The 20,317-nt window shown below is 53.6% G+C and carries 17 protein-coding genes; 12 read left to right on the top strand and 5 right to left on the bottom strand.

The features are described from left to right. Positions 1-15 precede the first annotated feature (15 nt). Positions 16-1,017, top strand: a complete 1,002-nt coding sequence (locus P9H32_RS07805) for a YhdH/YhfP family quinone oxidoreductase (RefSeq protein WP_322608331.1) — start codon at positions 16-18, stop codon at positions 1,015-1,017. 81 nt (positions 1,018-1,098) lie between these two features. Beyond that, complete coding sequence (locus tag P9H32_RS07800; protein ID WP_322608330.1) at positions 1,099-2,100, top strand: alpha/beta fold hydrolase; 1,002 nt, start codon at positions 1,099-1,101, stop codon at positions 2,098-2,100. On the opposite strand, the gene P9H32_RS07795 is transcribed toward P9H32_RS07800, so the two are convergent. After that, on the bottom strand, positions 2,082-3,464 hold the full coding sequence (locus tag P9H32_RS07795; protein ID WP_322608329.1) for a dihydrolipoyl dehydrogenase: 1,383 nt from the start codon (positions 3,462-3,464) through the stop codon (positions 2,082-2,084). The genes P9H32_RS07800 and P9H32_RS07795 overlap by 19 nt on opposite strands. Positions 3,465-3,799: 335 nt before the next feature. Between P9H32_RS07795 and P9H32_RS07790 the strand changes: the two genes are divergently transcribed. Next, a complete protein-coding gene (locus tag P9H32_RS07790) occupies positions 3,800-4,738 on the top strand; it encodes a hypothetical protein (protein ID WP_322608328.1) in 939 nt (312 codons plus the stop codon). An 8-nt stretch (positions 4,739-4,746) separates the two neighbouring features. Here P9H32_RS07790 and P9H32_RS07785 read toward each other — a convergent pair whose 3' ends face one another. Continuing rightward, positions 4,747-6,699 (bottom strand): ATP-binding protein, encoded by a 1,953-nt coding sequence (locus tag P9H32_RS07785; RefSeq protein ID WP_322608327.1) that lies wholly within the window; start codon positions 6,697-6,699, stop codon positions 4,747-4,749. A gap of 221 nt (positions 6,700-6,920) precedes the next feature. On the opposite strand from P9H32_RS07785, the gene P9H32_RS07780 reads away from it, so the two are divergent. Next, positions 6,921-8,255: an MFS transporter gene (locus P9H32_RS07780; protein WP_322608326.1), complete on the top strand. Its 1,335-nt coding sequence runs from the start codon at positions 6,921-6,923 to the stop codon at positions 8,253-8,255. On the opposite strand, the gene P9H32_RS07775 is transcribed toward P9H32_RS07780, so the two are convergent. Beyond that, positions 8,252-8,731, bottom strand: a complete 480-nt coding sequence (locus P9H32_RS07775; protein ID WP_322608325.1) for an ureidoglycolate lyase — start codon at positions 8,729-8,731, stop codon at positions 8,252-8,254. The genes P9H32_RS07780 and P9H32_RS07775 overlap by 4 nt on opposite strands. A gap of 387 nt (positions 8,732-9,118) precedes the next feature. Here P9H32_RS07775 and P9H32_RS07770 point away from each other — a divergent pair, with 387 nt between their 5' ends. The 4 genes from P9H32_RS07770 to P9H32_RS07755 all read left to right on the top strand — a co-directional run bounded on the left by P9H32_RS07770 (position 9,119) and on the right by P9H32_RS07755 (position 12,459). Further along, positions 9,119-10,297, top strand: a complete 1,179-nt coding sequence (locus P9H32_RS07770; RefSeq protein WP_322608324.1) for a hypothetical protein — start codon at positions 9,119-9,121, stop codon at positions 10,295-10,297. 72 nt (positions 10,298-10,369) lie between these two features. Next, complete coding sequence (locus P9H32_RS07765) at positions 10,370-11,140, top strand: TPM domain-containing protein (protein WP_322608323.1); 771 nt, start codon at positions 10,370-10,372, stop codon at positions 11,138-11,140. Positions 11,141-11,158: 18 nt separating this feature from the next. Further along, positions 11,159-11,878: a nucleotidyltransferase domain-containing protein gene (locus P9H32_RS07760; protein WP_322608322.1), complete on the top strand. Its 720-nt coding sequence runs from the start codon at positions 11,159-11,161 to the stop codon at positions 11,876-11,878. Next, on the top strand, positions 11,875-12,459 hold the full coding sequence (locus P9H32_RS07755; RefSeq protein ID WP_322608321.1) for a LemA family protein: 585 nt from the start codon (positions 11,875-11,877) through the stop codon (positions 12,457-12,459). Before P9H32_RS07760 ends, P9H32_RS07755 begins: the two co-directional genes overlap by 4 nt. 1 nt (position 12,460) lies before the next feature. On the opposite strand, the gene P9H32_RS07750 is transcribed toward P9H32_RS07755, so the two are convergent. After that, positions 12,461-13,501, bottom strand: a complete 1,041-nt coding sequence (locus P9H32_RS07750; RefSeq protein ID WP_322608320.1) for a GMP reductase — start codon at positions 13,499-13,501, stop codon at positions 12,461-12,463. Positions 13,502-13,882: 381 nt separating this feature from the next. Here P9H32_RS07750 and P9H32_RS07745 point away from each other — a divergent pair, with 381 nt between their 5' ends. The 3 genes from P9H32_RS07745 to P9H32_RS07735 all read left to right on the top strand — a co-directional run bounded on the left by P9H32_RS07745 (position 13,883) and on the right by P9H32_RS07735 (position 18,470). Then, on the top strand, positions 13,883-14,518 hold the full coding sequence (locus tag P9H32_RS07745; protein ID WP_322608319.1) for a type VI secretion system tube protein Hcp: 636 nt from the start codon (positions 13,883-13,885) through the stop codon (positions 14,516-14,518). After that, on the top strand, positions 14,515-15,495 hold the full coding sequence (locus P9H32_RS07740; RefSeq protein WP_322608318.1) for a thrombospondin type 3 repeat-containing protein: 981 nt from the start codon (positions 14,515-14,517) through the stop codon (positions 15,493-15,495). Before P9H32_RS07745 ends, P9H32_RS07740 begins: the two co-directional genes overlap by 4 nt. An 89-nt stretch (positions 15,496-15,584) precedes the next feature. Further along, the gene (locus P9H32_RS07735) at positions 15,585-18,470 is read left to right on the top strand and encodes a glycoside hydrolase family 2 protein (RefSeq protein WP_322608317.1); all 2,886 of its coding nucleotides are present in this window, start codon (positions 15,585-15,587) and stop codon (positions 18,468-18,470) included. A 1-nt stretch (position 18,471) separates the two neighbouring features. On the opposite strand, the gene P9H32_RS07730 is transcribed toward P9H32_RS07735, so the two are convergent. Next, complete coding sequence (locus tag P9H32_RS07730) at positions 18,472-19,395, bottom strand: DMT family transporter (protein WP_322608316.1); 924 nt, start codon at positions 19,393-19,395, stop codon at positions 18,472-18,474. Positions 19,396-19,656: 261 nt separating this feature from the next. On the opposite strand from P9H32_RS07730, the gene P9H32_RS07725 reads away from it, so the two are divergent. Further along, complete coding sequence (locus P9H32_RS07725; RefSeq protein WP_322608315.1) at positions 19,657-20,316, top strand: trimeric intracellular cation channel family protein; 660 nt, start codon at positions 19,657-19,659, stop codon at positions 20,314-20,316. The last annotated feature ends 1 nt before the right edge of the window (position 20,317 follow it).

The raw sequence follows: 20,317 nt of genomic DNA, 5'->3' as shown, positions 1-20,317 counted from the left end.
AAAGGATGGCAGGTTATGGATTTCAAAGCGTTTCAGGTGCGGCAGGTTGAAAAGAAGGTGTTTGAGCGGTCGGTGGTGACCCGCTGTGCTGATGAACTTCCGGCGGGGGATCTGTTGGTGAAGGTGCATTATTCTTCGTTGAATTATAAGGATGCGCTTTCGGCCACCGGCAATCCCGGGGTGACCCGCCATTTTCCGCATACGCCCGGAATTGATGCCGCCGGCGAAGTGGTTTCAAGTGACACCGCCCGTTTTCAGCCGGGCGATAAAGTGATCGTCACCAGTTATGATCTGGGTATGGGGACCGATGGCGGGTTCGGGCAGCTGATCCGGGTACCTGCGGACTGGGCTGTGCCGCTGCCGGACGGTCTGAGTCTGAAAGAGAGCATGATGTTGGGTACGGCGGGTCTCACTGCGGCCATGTCGGTTCAGGAACTGATGGAAAGCGGAGTGCGGCCGGAACAGGGCCCTGTGCTGGTGACGGGGGCGACGGGCGGCGTCGGCAGCTTGGCGGTCGCCATGCTGGCCAGGGCGGGATTTGAAGTGACGGCGGCGACCGGAAAATCATCCGAAACCGATTATCTGAAAGGACTCGGGGCCCAGAAGGTGATTGCTCGTTCCGATGTGCTGGAGGGAAGTGACCGGCCGATGATGAAACCGGTCTGGGCCGGGGCGGTGGATTGTGTGGGCGGCGAAATGCTGGCTGCGGCGATCAAAGCCGCGAAATACGGCGGAGCGGTTACCTGCTGCGGACTGGTCGGATCGGCGGATCTGCCGATGAATGTTTTTCCTTTCATCCTGCGCGGTGTGCGGCTGATCGGTATTGATTCCGCAGAATACCCGATGGAACAACGTTCCAGGGTCTGGAAAAAGCTTTCCAAGGATTGGAAACCCGCTGCCCTGTCTGAGATGGTCGAAGAGATTGCGTTGGAGCAGCTCGATGAAAAAATTACCGGCATGCTTGATGCGCGCCTGAAACGTCGCGTGCTGGTGAATCTGCAGAGCGGAAGCCTATAAAACCGTATTATATTTGAACGCCGATCAGGATCAGTCGTTCCATTCCGTTTCAACGTCATTTAATTGAAGGGAGAAACCGACATGAAAAAATGTTCACTGCTGCTGGTGGTTTGCTGCATGTCCGCCGTTCTGGTCAGCCGGGCGACGGAAATCAACGATCTATCGTACGATCAGTATCTTTCCGAATACGAGTATCCGTTTGAGGTGAACGCCTTTGCGTTTGAATCGCAGGGAAAATCGCTGAACATGACCTATATGGTTCTGGAAGCCGGTGAGACACGCCCGTGGGTGACGTTGCTGCACGGCAAAAACTTTAACGGGGCCTATTGGGAAGAAACCGCAAAATTTCTGCAGGAAAAGGGCTTCAATGTTTTGATGCCCGATCAGATCGGTTTCGGTAAATCGTCGAAGCCGACGGAGTATCAGTATTCGTTTGCGGCGCTGGCGGCGAATACGAAGGCGCTGATGGAATCGCTGCATATTCAGCAGTCGATGGTGGTCGGACATTCCATGGGCGGTATGCTGGCGTCGCGCTTTGCCCTGCAGTATCCGGAACAGACCGAAAAACTGATTCTGGTGAATCCCATCGGACTGGAAAACTATCTGGAGTTTGTTCAGTACAAAGATGTGAACTTTTTCTATGAAAACGAGCTGAAAAAAACGGCGGAAGGCGTCCGTTCGTATCAGCAGAAAAATTATTATGACGGCGACTGGAATGCGCGCTATGAAGCGCTGACCTATCCGCTGATCGGCTGGGCGCAGGGACCCGACCGCGAAATTATGGCACGGGTGAATGCGCTGACGTATGACCTTATTTTCACACAGCCCGTTGTTACTGAATTTGCCGATCTGCAGGTGCCGACGGTTTTAATTCTGGGCACGCGCGATCGCACGGGGCCGGGGCGGGGATGGAAACGTCCGGGCGTAACCCACGAACTTGGACGCTATGATCTGCTCGGTGAACGTATGAAAAAACGTATTCCGGAAATGACGCTTTATGAACTCTCCGATCTCGGCCACCTGCCGCAGATCGAGGATTTCGAGCGGTTCCGTACCGTTTTTGATCAGGCAATTTTTAACTGATCCCGCGCGTCGCGGGCGGCGTCGCGGACGGCTTCGGGCAGGGCCGGGTGGATGTAGATCATGTTGAGCAGATCATCGAGCGTTCCGTTTTTATACATCAGCGCAACAATCATGTGCAGCATGTTCGAGGCTTCGTCGCCGATAATGTGGGCACCAAGAATCGTTTTGTCCTTCCGTCCGATGAGAATTTTAACAAACCCGTGGTCGGCCTGCCGCGCCATGCCCATGGCTGTGTTTTCATAGCGGCAGAACCCGCGGACATAGTCTGCGCCGTCTGCAATCAGTTCATCTTCGGTTTTACCCACGCCCGCAACCTGCGGGTAGGTGAAAACGGCGTGAGGCACGGCACCGTAGTCGATGGTTTCATCGGACGGATCTTCAAACAGGACGCGCATGAGGAATTCGCCCTCCCAGTTGACCGTATGCCGGAAAAAATAGTTTCCGTTGCAGTCGCCCATGGCGTAGACGCCGGGCACGGATGATTGGAGCTGACCATCGACGGGAATAAATCCGTGGTCGTCTAATTGGATATCCGTATTTTCCAATCCCAGGAAATCGGTATTGGGGACAATGCCGGTGGCCACCAACAGCGCTTCAGCTTCCAGGGTTTGGAAGGCTCCGTCTTTATTACGAATCTGCACGGAAAAAACCGAGCCGTCGTATTCCACCTGTTCAACATCATAACCTTCGTGGAGGGTGTTGTTTTCGGAAAATACCTTTTTAAATTCCGCCTTAATTTCCCGGTCTTCGCGGCGGATCAGCTCACTGCGGACGATAAAGTGGACGTCCGTTCCGGCGGAGCTGTAGGCATGGCCGAGCTCGCAGCCGATGTAGCCCGCACCGATTACAATCATACGCGGCGGGAGTTCCGTATTGCGCAGGGCTTCGCGGTTGGTCATGTAGGGCGTGCCTTCCAATCCCGGGATGTTCGGAATCTGCGGGCGGGTACCAACGGCAATAAAAATGCGCTCAGCGGAAAGCTCGCGCCCGTTGACGGAAATCGAATGGTTGCCGCTGAACGTGGCTTCCCCGAAAATGAGCTCAATGTCGGGATGTGCCTCATAGGGCGGGGCCAGACCCTCAGATATATTATCAACGGTTCCGGTTACCCGTTCGATCATCTCTTTGAAGCGAATCTGCGGATTGAGATCAGCATCGATATTGATTTTCGGGGAATGTTTAATGTGGTGAATCTGATCCGCCGGATGAATCACCATTTTGGAGGGAATACAACCGCGGTTCAGGCAGGTGCCGCCCATCGCCTCTTTTTCAATCATGGCCACTTTAAAGCCGAGATCCGCCGCCGGGCGCGCAATCTTGGTGCCGCCGCCCGATCCGATAATAATGATGTCAAAGGATTCCATAGTGTTGCTCCACGATAAATTCATATCACGCTAACATGGCGATTCTGATTTATGAAGCGGAGATGCAAACAAGCTGATCGGTCGGTTTCTGAAAAGGCTTTGATGCCGTTTCGCATCAGGGGACTGAATCAGGGGCCGAGTAACCAGCCCGGAGAGACGGGCCGGAATCGATTGAGAAAAAGCCGCCTGAAGGCGCGAGTGAGGATGCCGATATTTATTCGGATTGAAATTCTTATAAAAATTAAAGACTTATTATGGCTGATTCGTTTGACGCGGCGGAACGCGTACGTATACAGTCCGCGGTTTACTTCAACCGGCCCCTATCAGGAGATTCTATGCGTGTGTTTTTATTTATGTCGATCTGTTCGTGTATGCTGTCTTTCAGTCAACCGTTGCTGGTCGATCAGGGGGAACTGATTTTTTCCGGCGTTGCAGGAAAACGATCGGAACCGCGCGGTTTCACGCTATGGAATCAGAGCGACGAGGCGTTGGAAGGGCTGACTCTGAAACTGACGGGTCGAAATGCGGACTGTTTCCAGACGTTGGAAAAAAGTCCCGTTTCCCTGAAACCGAACGGCTGTATTACTGCGGATTTGGTCTTTGTTCCGCCAAAGGGGCGTTTGGGTGTGCTGAAGGCGGAATGTCAGGTGGTTAACAGTGCCGGCGAAATTAAGACGTCGGTGGCCTTGGCCGGTCTCAGTGCTATCGGTGTGGAAGGTGACCGGGAGCCAACCCTTCAGCGGATTGTTGAAACGCTTGGTCTGCAGCTGGATGTCGGATGGAATTCATTGCATTCTGATACCGGGCCGACCCTGCAGGGCGATGAAATTCGGCAGCAGCGTTTCCGAAAAGCATCGGCTGGAGATGTTAAGCTGGAGCCCGTTGCCCGGTATTCTCCGAATTTCCTCCTGCCCACGGCTGCCCTTGAAGCTCCGGAGCTCCATCCCATCGGTACACTTGGTCTGAAAACAAGAACGCGCGCTGAACACAATGCCCTGTTTCCTTCATTGGCCAGCGGAACAACCTGTTTTGATCCCGGTAACGCCGTATTCGGTATTTTCACATCCAGCCCAAGTCATGTGGCCTATACGGAGGATGTGTGGAACAGTCGTCTGGAGCCGAAGCATGTGAAGCATGCTGTGCGGATATTTCCTGTGCAGCGTCGTGCCGGAAAGCCGGTGAAAAATGTGTTTCTGATCTGTTTTGAGGAGGCAAAGAACGGGGATTATCAGGATTATGTTTTCCTGTTGTGCAATGTTGTTCCGGAGGAGTGACCGGAGTATCAGATTCTACTGAAAAGCTGTTTCAGGTCTCTGATTCGGACCGGTTTGGTCAGGTAGTCATCCATTCCGGCTTCCGCGGCCTGTTCATGGTGTTCCTTCAAAGCATGTGCAGACAACCCGACAATCAGGGGCTTACAGGAATTTTTTTTCTCATGTTCCCGTTTAATGATCCGTGTAGCTTCCAGCCCGTCCATTACCGGCATCTGGACATCCATCAGAATTAAATCATAAGCCTGGTTTTGCGCAGCCTGAACGGCTTCTTCTCCGTTTGCAGCCAGATCGGCGTCATAGCCGAGTTTTTTTAGAATGCGACGGATAACCTCCCGGTTTACGCGGTTGTCTTCCACCAGCAGAATACGGCTCAGGACATGTTGACGGTTCTGGTCTTCGGCTGCATTTTTTTCAATCACTGTATCGTTTGCGCAGCATTCGAGCAGAATGGCGAATTGAATCTGTGTTCCGATGCCTTTCTGACTCGTAATGCTGAGCTGCCCGCCCATTTGTTCTACAAGTTTATTGCAGATGGCCAGCCCGAGCCCTGTACCGCCGTAATTTCGTGTAGTGGATCGGTCGGCCTGCTCATAGGGCTGGAACAGCCGCGGAATCTGCTCCGGTTCCATGCCGATACCGGTATCCGTTACTTCAAAAAAGAGCCGGACATGCTGGAGGTCAGGCTGTTCGGCCGACACCCGCAGGGTGATCGATCCGCCGCTGGTAAATTTGTTGGCATTGCTCAGGAGGTTCAGCAAAACCTGTCGCAGGCGAACCGGATCTCCGCGTACCAGATCGGGCATACTCTCGTTGATCTCTGAATAAAGTGTGTTTTTCAGGGAACATGCCGGTTGTTTGATGACATCCATTGTTTTACGGATCAGTTCCCGTACATTAAACGGAACAGCTTCGAGGTTCAGTTTTCCGGCTTCAATTTTTGAAAGATCCAGCACGCTGTTAACAATATCCAGCAGGGCTTCGGAGCTGGATTCGATGGTTCCCACATAATCTTTCTGTTCGGCATCAAGGAGCGTATCCACCAGCAGGTCGCCAACGCCGACAATGGCGCTGAGAGGCGTGCGCATTTCGTGGCTCATGTTGGCCAGGAAAATCGTTTTAGCCTCCGTGGTTTTCTCAGCCTTTTTGCGGGCTGCGCGTTCCTGCTCCATGGTTTTCTTTGCGGTGATATCGCGGGAAATACCGAAGGTTCCGACCACGGTTCCGTCGGGACTTTTCAAGGGCATTTTTGTGGTGGATACCCAGGTACAGTGACCATCCGCCCAGGTTTCCTTTTCTTCTATATCAACCAGAGGAAGTCCGGTGCTGATAATCTGTTCTTCATCATTTCGAGCCTGGTCGGCATGCGTTTTGGTGAAAAGATCGGCATCGGTTTTGCCCACAACCTGCGCGGCTTCGATGCCGATATGGCTGCAGAACGCCCGGTTGACCATGATAAAACGAGACTGGATATCCTTGAAATAAATGTTGTCCGGCAGGTGATCCATCAGGTGTTTCAGCAGCAGCTGTACCGAATGGGCTTCGTGAAGCGGGGTTTCCGTTATATCCGTTACCGGCCGGATAGAGAACAGAGTAAGTGTTTGGGCCTGCAGGTTGAGAGAGGACTGTCTGAGCTGAACAGGGCATGGATGTCCATCACAGCGGATGAGCATTGTCTGTGAACGCTCTGCAGCAGATCGTTCTGGAAAGAGCGTTTGGAAATGAAGTTCCGAATGTTGCTTCCTGTCATAACCGGTAAGAACCTCGGCCGATGGATTCATATAAACCAGCTTTCCGGAAGTGCCGGTGATAAGAACCGCATCCTGAACTGCCCGATAGAGGGCATCAAATAAAGCGGCGGAAGGTTCCTGTTGAAGATCCGCAACCGGGGATTCAGAAACGGGCTGAACCTGATTCGGTCGAACCGGGTGTGACGTTTCTGATGATGTGGTTTCATCTCGCATAACACATTTGCTTTTGGAAAGCGGAATACATTTTAAGCAACCGGAGCAAATGGGTCAAGCGGAACCGGAAAAATGCCTGAGGATCTTTCGGTGGTTCAGCATTGTCGGGGAGCCGGACAATGGATCAACTTTCTGAGTTGCACAGGCTGGGTATAAGCTCGCCGGTTGCGGCGTAAAATGCTGTCCTGTTTCAGGCTGCTGCCGTATATAATCTGCTTGCTATGAATAAACAGGTTCTGATTGAAAATCTCTATAACCGCATCACCGGCGACGAAGATACCCGCGTCTGCAAAGATATTCCGGATGCGGCCTGCAACGATCAGCCCCGCAATTTTTTTGCCTATCTCACGGCCAATCTGCTTGGCAAGGTGGCGGACGAAATCGGCAGTGCCAAACTGATTATTCCCTGGCTGTTCGGGATGCTCGGGGTGCCGGCGGTATTCACCGGTTTTCTGGTTCCGATCCGTGAGGGTGGGGTATTGCTGCCGCAGCTGGTGGTTGCCGCCGCAGTTCGGAAACTGGCCATTCGTAAAACGGTATGGGTCATCGGGGCGTTGTTTTCCGCACTCAGTCTGTTTGGTATGGCCGGTGCCGCCATCGGTTTTGAAGGGGGTACCGCCGGAGGTGCAATCATTCTGATGCTGATTTTGTTCAGTATTTCCCGCGGACTCTGCTCGGTGTCGGCGAAAGATGTGCTGGGGAAAACGGTATCCAAAAGCCGGCGAGGCGCTTTGATGGGCTGGAGTTCCGGTCTTTCCGGTGTGGCGGTGCTGCTGATCGGGCTCTGGATCGGAACGGTTGATCTGGTGCATGCCGGCCCGCGTGTATTTTCCGGATTGCTGCTGACCGGTGGTATTTTATGGATTATTGCTGCGGCCGTTTTTTCAGGCATTGCCGAGCAGCCGGGGGCAACCGAAGGCGGCGGGAATGCATTGGCTGTGGCGTTGCAGCAGATGACGCTGCTTAAAACCGATACCGGGTTCCGCCGTTATGTCATTGCCCGCGGTCTGCTGCTTTCCGTGGCACTGGCTCCGCCGTTTTATGTATTGATTGCGCAGCAGGTTGCCGATGGTGAACTGCTGGGTCTGGGATCGCTGATTATTGCCAACGGTCTGGCTGCTGCGCTATCGGCTCCGTTCTGGGGATATATGGGCGACCGCTCCAGCCGGCAGGTCATGGCGATTGCCGCGACGGGGGCCGGATTGCTCGGCCTGTTCATCTTTATGGCCGTTGTGCTGCAATGGGGCTGGGTGCTCAATCCCTATGGTCTCGCCGTGATTTTCCTGCTGCTCAATGTGATGCATGGCGGAGTGCGTCTCGGCCGGAAAGTTTATCTGGTCGATATGGCCACCGGACAGAACCGGGCAGCGTATGTTGCGGTTTCCAATACGCTGATCGGCGTTCTGATGTTTTTCGGCGGACTGATCGGGCTGATCAGCGAGCGGCTCGGAGCTCCAGTCACTGTGCTGCTGCTCAGTCTGCTGTCGCTGGCGGCAGTTGTTTATATTATAACCCTTCCGGATGTGAGCGAACCGGACAATTCGGCTGCCGCTTAAAAGACCAGCCGGCTTTCTTCACTGATTTTTTCGTAGACGGTATCGTCGTCCAGAAAATCTTTTTTGCACATCACCAGCATGGCACTTTCATCGTGGTCCACCGGGTAGGGCGTTGTATGCCAGCATTTTTCATGAAGCACCACCAGCCGGCCTTTCGGAATACGGAATGCTTTCAAACTTCCAGCCTCCGGAACCTCATTCCCCGGAGTGCCGACGCCGATGCACCAGTCGCCGGAAAGACTGATCAGACCGGTCTGTGTTTTGAAATGATTTTCCAGATCATCAAATATCATATCCATTTTTTTCACGTTAAGAAAACCGACCTCGAGCTCGCCGTCCACCGTGAATGCAGCCTGTTGTTTCCAGAAGTTCACAGTCGGCACCGCAATGGTCGGTTCGGCTGCCGGCGGGGTTTCCAGCAACTGGCCGTATTCAGCAAATGCAGATTTTGTAATCGGTTCAATTTTTACATCCATAATCAACTCCTGTTTTAAGCTTCAGCACCCGCTACGTTCCGGTAAAGCTGTTCGGATGTAAAGGACCGCGATTTTCAGCACGGTCGTTGTCCGGAATTGCGAGGCTTTGCAAAACGGGTATTTAAACTGAAGTAAAATAAACGGATTGAATATGTTCCGGCCGATTCCGATGCGGAAACCGAAAGGTTCCTATCTCTGGAAACGTGCAATAGCGGTATAGATTTTTGAGAAAAACGCATACTTCAGTACAGCCCCGGGCAGGGCGGCCTTGACACGTTAAAGAGGCAAACTTACTTTATGCGGGATGATTTTTCCACAGGCAGTTTACGGGGTTGCTGAGTCCGGATCCGACATATGAGGCTCCTTTCCAGAGTTTGGAACAGGATCATGCGCGTCGTCGGCTTTATCCGGCTGTACGGCGAACATTTTCCCGTGGCCATGAAAATGATTTTTGATCCGCGCTGCCGGATCACGCTTATTGACGGCATCACCCGCCGCGAAAAAATGCCGGTGAAGGTGCTCTACATCGGCCGCTATTATAACGGGGAATATATCGAAAAGGCGATTTTCGACCGTTTCGAAACCGTTATTGAAAAACGGACCACGCTGTTCAGCGCACGCCGTCATGCCGAAAAACTGCGGGCGCAGGCAGATCTGCTGCTCTGCGACATCGGCTGGCCCTATCACGGTCTCATCAACCGCAACGGCAGTTTTCTGGAACTGCCCGACTGGGTGAATATGTCCATTTTTCTCGAAGAAACCTGGGAGGAAACCAAACAGCTTTTTCATAAAACGATCCGCCGGCAGGACCTGCGGTATATCCGCATCGAAGGTTATCGTTCCGAAACAACTTCGGATCCGAAGGAAGTCGCCGATTTTTACGACCGGATGTATCTGCCGTTCATGCGCAGTAAACATGGGGGATCGATGGTCAAGGCCCGCAAAGGTCATTTTGTGCGGCGCGGCCGGAAAGGCGCTCTGCTGAAAATACTGAAAGACGATAAAATGCTGGCCGGCGGGATTGTGTTCGAAGAGGACGACGCCCTCTTTTTTCTCTGGATCGGTCTGGCCCCTGAATGTTTTGAGCATCCGCCCCGTGCGCTGATCAGCGCGGTGTATTATTTCGGCATCCAGTATGCACAGGAGATGGGATGCGAGGTGGTTGATTTCACCGGAACGCGCGCTTTCATGGGCGACGGCACCTTTCGTTTCAAACGTAAATGGGGAGCAGGCCTTTCCGACACCTTCAGTCCGAGTTCCATTCTTTTCAAACCGGAAAACGGAAATGAAACAGCCGCCCGTTTCTGCCAGGAATTTCCGATGCTGGCCCGCCGCCGGAACGGCCCGGAATGGCTGTTTTTGTCTCTGGATCAGCCGGTGGATGAAAAGCGGCTTAAATCCTACTACAAAGAATTTGAGTGCGACGGCATCAGCCGGCTTTCCGTCATCGATGCCTCCGGGCAGGCGGCCGATCTTTCCGCAGTGGATCTCGAATCACTGAATGCGCGTGTTGCCGTCGCTTCGCTCAAAAATTTTGCTGATCACTATCGAAAAAACGCTCCCTAGAATCAGCCTGCTTTGCAAAAAAGCAGAAGGTTTGTAATCGCATCCAAAACGGCATGCAGTAGGATAGGCGCCATGCAGAAAGCAACACGTATTTTATTTCTGGCCGGTGCTCTTTTCGCCGCCGCTTTTCCTGTTCATGCCTCGGATGCGCTGCTGCAGAAACTGCAGCCGAAATACGGCCGTGCAGTTAACGATTTCGCCAACGTCATTCCAGCCGCTCAGGAAGCGAAAATTGAATCCATGATCGATGAGCTGGAGCAGAAGACTTCCGCCGAAATCGCGGTGGTTACACTGAAATCGCTCGAAGGCGGCGAAATTGATGATTTCACCAACCGTCTGTTTGAAAAGTGGGGGATCGGGCAGAAAGGCAAAGATAACGGCGTGATGTTTCTGGCTGCCATGCAGGACCGGAAAATGCGCATCGAAGTGGGCTACGGCCTGGAAGGCGCAATTCCCGATGCCGCGGCCGGGCGCATCCGGCGCGATATGATTACCCCGTATTTTAAAGCCGGAAATCCAGGAAAAGGCATCGAGCTGGGGGTGGCGGCGCTGGCTCAGGAGGTGGCGCAGGAATACGGCGTCCAGCTCAGCGGAGCTGTTCCGCAAACCCGCTATCCCGTCCAGCACCGTACAGAAAACCGGAAACAGAATCCGATTCTTCCGCTGATCATGGGCATTATTTTTGTGATTTTTGCGATCCGTCATCCGCATCTGGCGATGTTGCTGTTGCTGAGCGGCGGCCGAGGAGGCCGGGGAGGCGGGTTTGGCGGTGGCGGCGGATTTTCCGGCGGCGGTTTTGGCGGCGGAATGTCGGGCGGCGGCGGATCCAGCGGTGGCTGGTAGAATTTCAAGGAGAGAACAATGACCCCGGATAAACTGGTAGAAGAATTAACAAAAGCGGGTTCAGGCAGCCTGAAGTCGGTGGTGCTTTACGGCTCTGCGGCGGCAGGCGACCATGCCGGAAAGAACTCGGATTATAATGTGCTGGTGATTGCCGAAGAGCTGGGCGTTGAAACGCTGAATGCCTTTTCAAAGACCGCGACGGCGTGGGCGAAAGCCGGGAATCCCGCACCGCTGCTGTTTACGCAGGAGCGGCTGAAACAGGCGACGGATGTGTTTCCCATTGAGCTGCTCGATATTCGCGAATGCCATAAAATTCTCTATGGCGATGATGTGGTGTCGGATCTGGAAATCGGAACCGAGAATCTGCGCCTTCAAATTGAGCACGAACTGCGCGGCAGCCTGATTAAACTGCGGCAGGCTTATCTGCTGACCGGCGGGAAATCTAAAGCCGTGGCGGATCTGATGGTGGAATCGCTGTCCACGTTTCTGGTGCTGTTTCGTGCATCGCTTCGCCTGTTTGCAGATGAAATTCCGCAGAAAAAGTTCCAGGCCCTGGAAAAGCTGGGGGCTCATCTTTCGTTTGATCCATCGGTATTCCAGACCGTTCAGCAGCTGAAAGACGGAACAAAAAAAGCAAAATCATGCGATGTTGAAACCTTGTTTAATACCTATTTAACAACCATCGAGTGCGTCATCGACGCCGTGGATGCAGAAATTCATAAAGGAGTAAAATCATGAAAAAAGGTTGTCTGATTCCCTTAATCGCGGCCGGAGTACTGCTCGTCGGCGTGTTGTCCATGGGCGGCTGTGTTGCGGGAAAATATAACGGTTTTGTGACGCAGGAGGAAAATGTCGATAAAGCCTGGGCCAACGTGGAAACCGTGCTGCAGCGCCGCTACGACCTGATTCCCAACCTGGTGAATACGGTGAAGGGGTTCGCCGATCATGAAAAAGAACTGCTCACCGAAGTCACCCGCCTGCGCAGTCAGTGGGGCGAGGCCAAAGCCGCCGGAAATACCGAGCAGAGCGTGAAAACCGCCGGAATGCTCGAAAGTGCGCTGGGCCGCCTGATGGTGGTGGTTGAAAAATATCCGGATGTAAAAGCCAACCAGAATTTCCTGGCACTGCAGGAAGAACTGGCCGGAACGGAAAACCGGATTTCGGTGGAGCGCCGGCGTTATAACGAAGCGGTGGCCGCCTATAATGTCAGCATTCGCCGTTTTCCCGGAAATATGATGGCCAATATGTTCGGTTTCGACAAAAAAGAAGCTTTCGAAGCCGCACCCGAAGCGGCCGCGGCTCCGACCGTGGAATTCTGATTTATTGGGTGTAAACCCGGTTTTCCTGCTCGGCGACGCGGATGAAGGTGGTGCGTTTGGTCAGCTCTTTCAGAGTAGCCGCGCCGACATAGGTGCAGGTGCTGCGTACGCCGCCGAGAATGTCGCTGAGCGTGTGTTCCACGGCTCCGCGATAGGGAACTTCCACGGTTTTTCCCTCGGACGCGCGATAGTTGGCCACGCCGCCGGCATGTTTGTTCATGGCGGTGGAGGAGCTCATGCCGTAAAACTGACGGTAGGTTTTGCCGTCGCGTTCGATGGTTTCGCCGCCGGACTCATCATGTCCGGCGAGCATACCGCCGAGCATTACAAAATCGGCTCCGGCACCGAACGCTTTGGAGACATCGCCCGGCGTGGCGCAGCCGCCGTCGGAAATAATCTGCCCGCCGAGACCGTGCGCGGCGTCGGCGCATTCAATGATGGCGGAGAGCTGGGGATAGCCGACGCCGGTTTTTACGCGTGTGGTGCAGACGGAGCCGGGACCGATGCCGACTTTCACGATATCCGCACCGGCCAGCAGCAGTTCCTCCACCATTTCACCGGTGACGACATTGCCGGCGATGATGACTTTGTCGGAAAACTGTTCGCGCGTTTTTTTCAGAAACGTCACAAAATGTTCGGAATAGCCGTTGGCGACATCGATGCAGATAAAACGCAGCTGCGGATTTTCATTTTTAATGGTGATCAGTTTTTTGAAATCGGCTTCGCCGGTGCCGGTGCTGACCGCGATATGGTTTTCGATGCCCTTCGGAGCGGATGCGATAAAGGTTCGCCATTCTTCAGCGGTGTAATGTTTGTGAATGGCGGTGAACAGGTTGTGTTCCGCCAGCGTTGCCGCCATTTCGAAGGTGCCGACGGTATCCATATTGGCCGCCATAATCGGAATCCCGGTCCATTCGGTATCGGTGTGCATCAATCTGAAGGTTCGTTTCAGGTCTACCTGAGCACGGCTTTTCAGGGTGGAACGTTTCGGCCGGAACATGACGTCTTTAAAGCCCAGTTTGAGGTCGGTTTCGATTCGCATGGTTTTCTGCTCCTTGTAACAAATGTGCAGAACGATAAACCGACAGCGTCATCGGGCATACAAAAAAGCGGTTCCAATCCTTGGAAATTTACAGGGATTGGAAATGTGAAAAACGTTTTGAACGTTTTCGGAACCGCCGGGTCTACCTTAATACCAACAACAACTCCCTGAGAGGCTGCAAAGCCTCGAGAACAGCAATCGGTCCCCCCTTACCGGTTGCTGTTTTTTTTGCGTCTGATGCGGGAATCCATGTGTCAGAAGATAATATGTAAAATATGATCATATTTATTGTTGAAAGATTCTGTGCAGTTACCAATTCTTCAGAAAATTGAGCGACGGGCTGGCCGCAGTGGCTGAAAAAATATCATGAGAGGGTTCCGGATGAAGAAATCACGTCAGTTGATAAAAGGGAAACGCAGGCTGTTTGCGGTATGCACGAGTCTGCTCATGGCGGTCGTGTCGAGTGAAGCGCAGACGCGGCTATATGCCAAATTCACAAACGGACCGGCAGGCATCACCTATACCGGTGACGTGGAGAATCCGCTGTATCGGGGTGATACCGGCTGGATTGAGCTGGAGTCGCTTTCGTTCGGTGTTGAAAACAGTGTCACTGTTGGTGGGGGCACGACGGGGGGCGGCGGAGCCGGCAAGGCGTCGTTCAACGATATTGAGCTGGAAAAAGCGGTGAACAGTGCCAGTGCGGCACTGTTTCAGACCTGCGTTACGGGAGCGCACTGGGAGGATGTCGAGATTGTTTTGGTGAACCCGGGATTCAGTGGATCGGTCAGCAGGCCCTATGCGGTGATGAAAATCGAGCTGAAACTGGTGATGGTGCAGTCTATAACGTCCAACGCTTCGTCCAACGGTGAACTGCCGATTGAGTCGGTGGTCTTGAAATACGGAGCGCACCGAATCACTTTCTATCAGCCGGATCCTGAAACGGGTCAGGTTTCCGAGGTCGGAATGACGGAGTGGAGTGTTGTACTCAACGATTCTGTGTTTACTGTGAGCCCATGAAGTTCGGGCATATAGCACTTTTTTCAGCGGGTCTGCTGTTGGCCCATACGGTTTCAGCCACTGAAGCCTATCTGAAGCTGACCCGGGATGGACAGACCGTTGATACCGGCAACGAATTCGGCTGGGTGCGCGTGAAGGCATTCGGCCACGGCATGGAAACCGCTGTTCAGATTGGATCCGGTTCTTCTGCTGGGGGGAATCCGGAGCCGATGAACACGGAACTGGTGTTGTCGATGGATAGCTCCACGGCGGAGCTTTTTGATGCGCTGCAGCAAGGTTATTTATTGGACCTGACGTTGCAGGTGGTAACACCTTCCGCCGAAAATACCGCAACGGTTGTTACCCAGCTTGAGTTTTCCGGCTGCCGTTTTTCCGCGATTCAAAGCCGGCTGCAGCATGATATGGAGGTCCCCGATTTTACCGTGGCGTTCTCCTTTTCGCAGGTTGACTGGATTATCACCCGGCTCAATAGCGAGAGCGATGAGGCAGAGGGGGCTGTTCAGTCCGGCTATGATGTGATCCGCGCCTTACCGGGTTCGTTCGGTCCGGTCAAGGTACCGAAGGCGTTTAATGGGATCGGAAATTCCGGTGGAAACGGTTCTTCCGACCGCGACAACGACGGGCTTCCGAATGTCTGGGAAACGGATAATGGTCTGAATCCTGATTTTGCGGGTGATGCCGGGGAGGATCCGGATGGTGACGGATTCACCAATGCCGAGGAATACCGCACCGGAACAGACCCGAACGAAAAAAACTCTTATTTCCGGTTGTCGATGAGCGGACCGGGCTCACCATTTCCTGGCGAAATTGAGCTCAGCTGGAATTCCGTTTCCGGTAAGCAGTACCGGATTCTTGCTGCAGATCACCTGACCAACGATTTTTCGGTCATCAAAACCGTGACCGCCTCCGATGGTTCCGAAACCTCGTTCAGTACGAACCTGACCGCCGGGCATTTTTTCCGCGTACAGCTGCCCTGAGGGTACGAAGATTGGCATCATCTTTCCCTGTTCTGTCCGTTTTCTGTTGCTGTGTGCGTTAACATATGACAGATCAACAACGGGGAGAGATGATGAAAAAAACACTGTTTGCACTGCTGCTGGGGCTGAGCGTATCGGGATTTGCACTGCCGGAAGGCTATCCGGAAACGCCGCGCGTTAAAACGAAGATTAATCAGCACTGGAAATTTCATCTGGGCAATCCGGATGCAGAATTTTTCAAACCGGATACAAAGGATCAATCGTGGGAAACGGTTCATGTTCCGCATACGCTGGAATTGACCTCGATGAGCCTGAATGACTGTCAGGACGATAAATATCAGGAAACCTTTATGCGAAAGGTCGGCTGGTACCGCCGCGATATCCGCATTTCTCCAACGCCTGGAAAACGTATTTTTCTGGAATTTGAAGGGGCGCATCAGATTACGGACTGCTGGGTCAACGGAAAGCACATCGGCCGGTTTGCGGTTGGTGGTTATTCTCCGTTCCATTTTGATATTACAGATGAAGTAGAACCCGGAAAAACCGCACAGGTAACCTTGCGGGTTGATAACCGGAAGAATGAAACCACGCCGCCGGATCCCGGCCCGTTTGACTACATTAAATTCGGCGGGCTCTATCGCGATGTTTATCTGGTGGAGAAAGATCCGCTGCACATCACCTTTAACTGGGAAGCGATGGATGCCGGGGTGAAAATTACGACGCCGACGGTTGATCCGGTTAATCTTTACGGCACGGTGAATGTGAAAACCACAGTGAGAAATGCGTATGATGTTCCCAGGGAAACCACTTTGATTACACGGGTGATCGATGCGGACGGCCTGGTGGTGCTGAAACTGGCAGATACACAGCTGATTCAACCGGGAAGCGATTTCACTTTTAATCAAATCGGAAGTATTGAAGAAAACCTGCAGCTGTGGGGGATCGATCACCCCTATCTCTACCGGGTGAATTCACTGGTGCTGGATGAAGAAAAAACGGTGGACGGCCTGGAAAACCGCATGGGCTTCCGGAAGGTGGAGATTACCGACAGAGGGGTGATTCTGAACGGCGACCCGGTCAAACTGATGGGGATGAACCGGCATCAGCACTACGGGTATATCGGGGACGCGCTTCCAGATTCGCTGCATTACAAAGATATGCTTCAGTTTAAAGAACTGGGCTTCAATATTATGCGGACGGCACATTATCCGCAGGATAACGCAATTCTCGAAGCCTGTGACGAACTCGGTATTCTGGTTTATGAAGAAGCGCCGACGTGGATCACCATCACCACCAATCAACAGTGGTACGCCAATCTGGAAAAAGCCGCGAGAATCATGATCCGGAATCATTATAACCACCCATCGGTCATCATCTGGGGTGCGGGAATCAATCATCGTGGTCCGGTGGCACAGATCCACAATGCCTGTAAACAGGAGGATCCATTCCGTTTCACCGCCTCGCAGGGCAGCCGCTGGACCGGACCGCAGCATTCGGGCATTACCGATATTTATGCGCAGATGATTTACGGGGATTATTACTGGAACCACAAAGAACCGATGCTTGCGATGGAAGGCCGGCGCGGGCCGGAGGCGGTGAATCATTATCTGGATGATCCGCTGAAGCTCGGTCTGATTGCCTGGACGGCCCATGCCTACTACACCTTTCATCCCACCAAAACACCGCAGGATCGTGCGCGAGGTGGAATGATGACGGTTTTCCGGTGGCCGAAAAAAGGAACGATGTGGTATCGCGCTGAACTGACCGCTGAACCGTTCACATATATTGAAGGTGCCTGGACGAACGGAGTCAGCACGCTGGAGGTTTACAGCAATGCCGAGGAGGTGGAACTGCTGCTTAACGGGAAACCCTATCGGAAAAGCGGTCCATCGACGGATGAAAAATACAGCCTGCTGAATGCGCCGCCGTTTATTTTTGAGATCGATGATTTTAAACCGGGAACGCTGACGGCCAACGGACTGGAAAACGGGAACATGGTTTCCTCCATGTCCATCCGGACGCCGGAAAAGCCGGCGGCGGTGACGCTGATTCTCGATACGCAAGGCCGTACTGTTCTTGCTGACGGTTCCGATCTTCTTGTGGCCTATGCGCAGGTGGTGGATCAAAACGGTACGCCGATTCCGGATACACCGTTCAACGTTACGTTTTCGGTAAACGGTCCGGCTTCCATTGTCGGAGAGAGGAAAGGAATCGGGGCAAATCCGACGCACGTACGCCATGGACATGCGCCTGTGCTGATCCGGGCCGGGACGGAGCCGGGTACCGTCACGGTGACGGCCGAAGTGGACGGACTCAAATCCGGAAAAGCGGTGTTTGAAACCGTGAAAGCGGAAACCGATATGATTGCCGCGAATGCCGGACCGATTTATGATTTCGAGTCGGTTAAAATTGATATCGGCGGCCGTTCTCAACTGGTGCAGTTCGGCTGGACGCCGTGGATGGGCGATGATAATGCGGATTCAAAGCAGGACTTTGAATCTTTGAGCGGTTTCTCGGCCGTGTTGCGGTGCAGCAATCCCGAACTGCTCCGCTGGCTGGGCGAAATGAATGTCATGGGCCGTAACGGGTTTGCCTGGGGCGACGGTGTACTCTGTATGGATGAAAACGGGCTGATGCTTGAACTTTCCAATCTTCGGAAAGGTAAATACCGCATTACCTCCGGACACCACGCACCGCGTAACAATTCCGACAGTATGGATCCGAATCCGGATAAAAAGAAAAATGCGGCCATTCATCAGTTGCCTTATGCGCGGAAGCTGAAGATTGAGACCGCCGGCGAATCGGTTGAAACAGTTGTGACGGAAGGCAAAGCCATGCACGAAGCACCGTTTGGTTCCGTTGCGTTTCATGTCGAAAGCAACGGCCGCGACCCGGTGATGATCCGTTTTTCCGATGCATCCGGAAAAGGCCGGGGTATCTGGTTGAATACGCTCGAAATCAGCGAGTGGAAATAGATTAAAAACAGGCCAGAATCACCACACCGAGCACGGCCACAACCGTTCCGAGCAGCGATCGCCCGGACGGTCGGTCGTGTTCGATAAACCAGGCCATCGGCAGAATAACAAGCGGCGAAGTGGAAACAATCAGTTGAACGATCAGACTGGGTGTGGTGGCCAATGCCCACTGATAGCAGATGACGCCCAGAATCGGTCCGGCCAGGGCGCAAAGCAGGATGTTCCGGACCTTTCCGGATAGGGGATCGTTTTGGTGAAGTGAATCCGGCGGGCTCCGCCAGCGGGTGTGCCATCGGCTGATCAGCCAGAATAACCCGGCAATCAGTATGCCGCCGGTCAGTCGGATAAATCCGGAAGTTGAACCGAGAAAAATGTAGTCGGAAACGGAAGAAATTCCGGATTCATCGAACACCGAAAAGGCCTTTCGGCTGCAGACAGCCCCCAGTCCCTGACCGGCCGCGGCGAGCAGCCCGAAAAGAATACCGGAGCCGTAGCGGTGGTCCGCCTTCTTTTCCTCTTCGCGCTCCGGTGCAAGCGCCAGGGCAATGCCGCAGAGAATAATGGCCAGAGAAATCAACTGAACGATGCCGACGGTGGTGCCCAGCCAGAGCCACTCGGCCAGTCCCGCCAGCGGAGCCGCAATGCAGTGCACCATCAGCAACGTCAGACGGCTTCCAATTCTCGGAAGGGCAAACCAGACCCCGATATCGCCAAACCCGAAACCGATGATTCCGCTGATAAACAACCAGAAAAACACGTTGTGGTTCAGTGTGATGCCGCCGCAGAGGGCGAGCAGTCCCAGAACGGCCATCCCCGCGAGAAGCCGCCAGAAATTGGCGGCATTTTCGCCGAGCTGCGCCACGGACTGCCGGGCGGGAATCAGGCAGTAGCTCCAGAAAAGAGTGGTTAGAAAAGCAGGTAGCATTGTTTTTTCCAAAGGTTGGAAGGGCAGAATAGAGCGGGTTTCCAAACGCGGGAAACTTTTTCACACCTTTTTTGAACGGACCGGGAATCTGCGGGTCTACGAAAATACCAACAACTCCCTGAGAGGCTGCAAAGCCTCGAGAACAGCGATCGGCTCCCCCCTTGCCGGTCGCTGTTTTTTTATGCATTCTGCTCCGTCTGTCCGAAATGCGAGGCAGGGGAAAATGTTTAAAGCCGTCCAATTGAAGAGAGCTGTTGTGGTATGGAACTGATTCACATTCTGGATATTGCCGGAACCTTTGCGTTTGCGGTGTCGGGTGCCTTCCGCGCCGTAAAATATGAAATGGATATTCTGGGTATTGCGGTGCTGGCCATGGCCACCGGTGTGGGCGGCGGTATGATCCGTGATCTGCTGCTGGGGGCCACGCCGCCGGTGGCGCTCACGGATACGAGCTATATTCTGATTTGTCTGGCCGGCGCGGCGGCGGTCTTTTTCGCGGCGCCCAAAATTGCCCGGCGCTGGGATGTTCTGATGGCGGCTGATGCGGTCGGACTGAGTGTCTTTGCGGCGATCGGTGCCACCAAGGCCGAGGCTTATGGTGCTGTTCCGCTGACGGTTGCGATGATGGCGATGATTACCGCCTGTGGCGGCGGCGTGATCCGCGATCTGCTTTCCCGCGAGATTCCCGCCATTCTGACCACCGGTTTTTATGCCTCGGCGGCCCTGCTGGGCGGTTTTATGTTTGTATTGCTCGGCCAGTTCCAATGTTCGGAAGGGCTGCGGATTTTTATCACCATCAGTTTTACGCTGATCACGCGAATTGTAGCATTGCGGTTTAAACTGAATCTTCCCCGCGTAAAGGCGCTGCACGCATCGCCTTCTGAAATTGCCCGGGCTCATCGTGAAAACGGGCGGAAATAGG

It is taken from the genome of Pontiella agarivorans (assembly GCF_034531395.1).
GTDB classification, from domain to species: domain Bacteria; phylum Verrucomicrobiota; class Kiritimatiellia; order Kiritimatiellales; family Pontiellaceae; genus Pontiella; species Pontiella agarivorans.
This window is presented reverse-complemented; position numbering and strand designations above follow the sequence as displayed.

Excerpts from the sequence above, each read along its gene's own strand:
- P9H32_RS07805 (WP_322608331.1), top strand. The coding sequence starts at position 16 with ATGGATTTCAAAGCGTTTCAGGTGCGGCAGGTTGAAAAGAAGGTGTTT.
- P9H32_RS07800 (WP_322608330.1), top strand. The coding sequence starts at position 1,099 with ATGAAAAAATGTTCACTGCTGCTGGTGGTTTGCTGCATGTCCGCCGTT.
- P9H32_RS07795 (WP_322608329.1), bottom strand. The coding sequence starts at position 3,464 with ATGGAATCCTTTGACATCATTATTATCGGATCGGGCGGCGGCACCAAG.
- P9H32_RS07790 (WP_322608328.1), top strand. The coding sequence starts at position 3,800 with ATGCGTGTGTTTTTATTTATGTCGATCTGTTCGTGTATGCTGTCTTTC.
- P9H32_RS07785 (WP_322608327.1), bottom strand. The coding sequence starts at position 6,699 with ATGCGAGATGAAACCACATCATCAGAAACGTCACACCCGGTTCGACCG.
- P9H32_RS07780 (WP_322608326.1), top strand. The coding sequence starts at position 6,921 with ATGAATAAACAGGTTCTGATTGAAAATCTCTATAACCGCATCACCGGC.
- P9H32_RS07775 (WP_322608325.1), bottom strand. The coding sequence starts at position 8,731 with ATGGATGTAAAAATTGAACCGATTACAAAATCTGCATTTGCTGAATAC.
- P9H32_RS07770 (WP_322608324.1), top strand. The coding sequence starts at position 9,119 with ATGCGCGTCGTCGGCTTTATCCGGCTGTACGGCGAACATTTTCCCGTG.
- P9H32_RS07765 (WP_322608323.1), top strand. The coding sequence starts at position 10,370 with ATGCAGAAAGCAACACGTATTTTATTTCTGGCCGGTGCTCTTTTCGCC.
- P9H32_RS07760 (WP_322608322.1), top strand. The coding sequence starts at position 11,159 with ATGACCCCGGATAAACTGGTAGAAGAATTAACAAAAGCGGGTTCAGGC.
- P9H32_RS07755 (WP_322608321.1), top strand. The coding sequence starts at position 11,875 with ATGAAAAAAGGTTGTCTGATTCCCTTAATCGCGGCCGGAGTACTGCTC.
- P9H32_RS07750 (WP_322608320.1), bottom strand. The coding sequence starts at position 13,501 with ATGCGAATCGAAACCGACCTCAAACTGGGCTTTAAAGACGTCATGTTC.
- P9H32_RS07745 (WP_322608319.1), top strand. The coding sequence starts at position 13,883 with ATGAAGAAATCACGTCAGTTGATAAAAGGGAAACGCAGGCTGTTTGCG.
- P9H32_RS07740 (WP_322608318.1), top strand. The coding sequence starts at position 14,515 with ATGAAGTTCGGGCATATAGCACTTTTTTCAGCGGGTCTGCTGTTGGCC.
- P9H32_RS07735 (WP_322608317.1), top strand. The coding sequence starts at position 15,585 with ATGATGAAAAAAACACTGTTTGCACTGCTGCTGGGGCTGAGCGTATCG.
- P9H32_RS07730 (WP_322608316.1), bottom strand. The coding sequence starts at position 19,395 with ATGCTACCTGCTTTTCTAACCACTCTTTTCTGGAGCTACTGCCTGATT.
- P9H32_RS07725 (WP_322608315.1), top strand. The coding sequence starts at position 19,657 with ATGGAACTGATTCACATTCTGGATATTGCCGGAACCTTTGCGTTTGCG.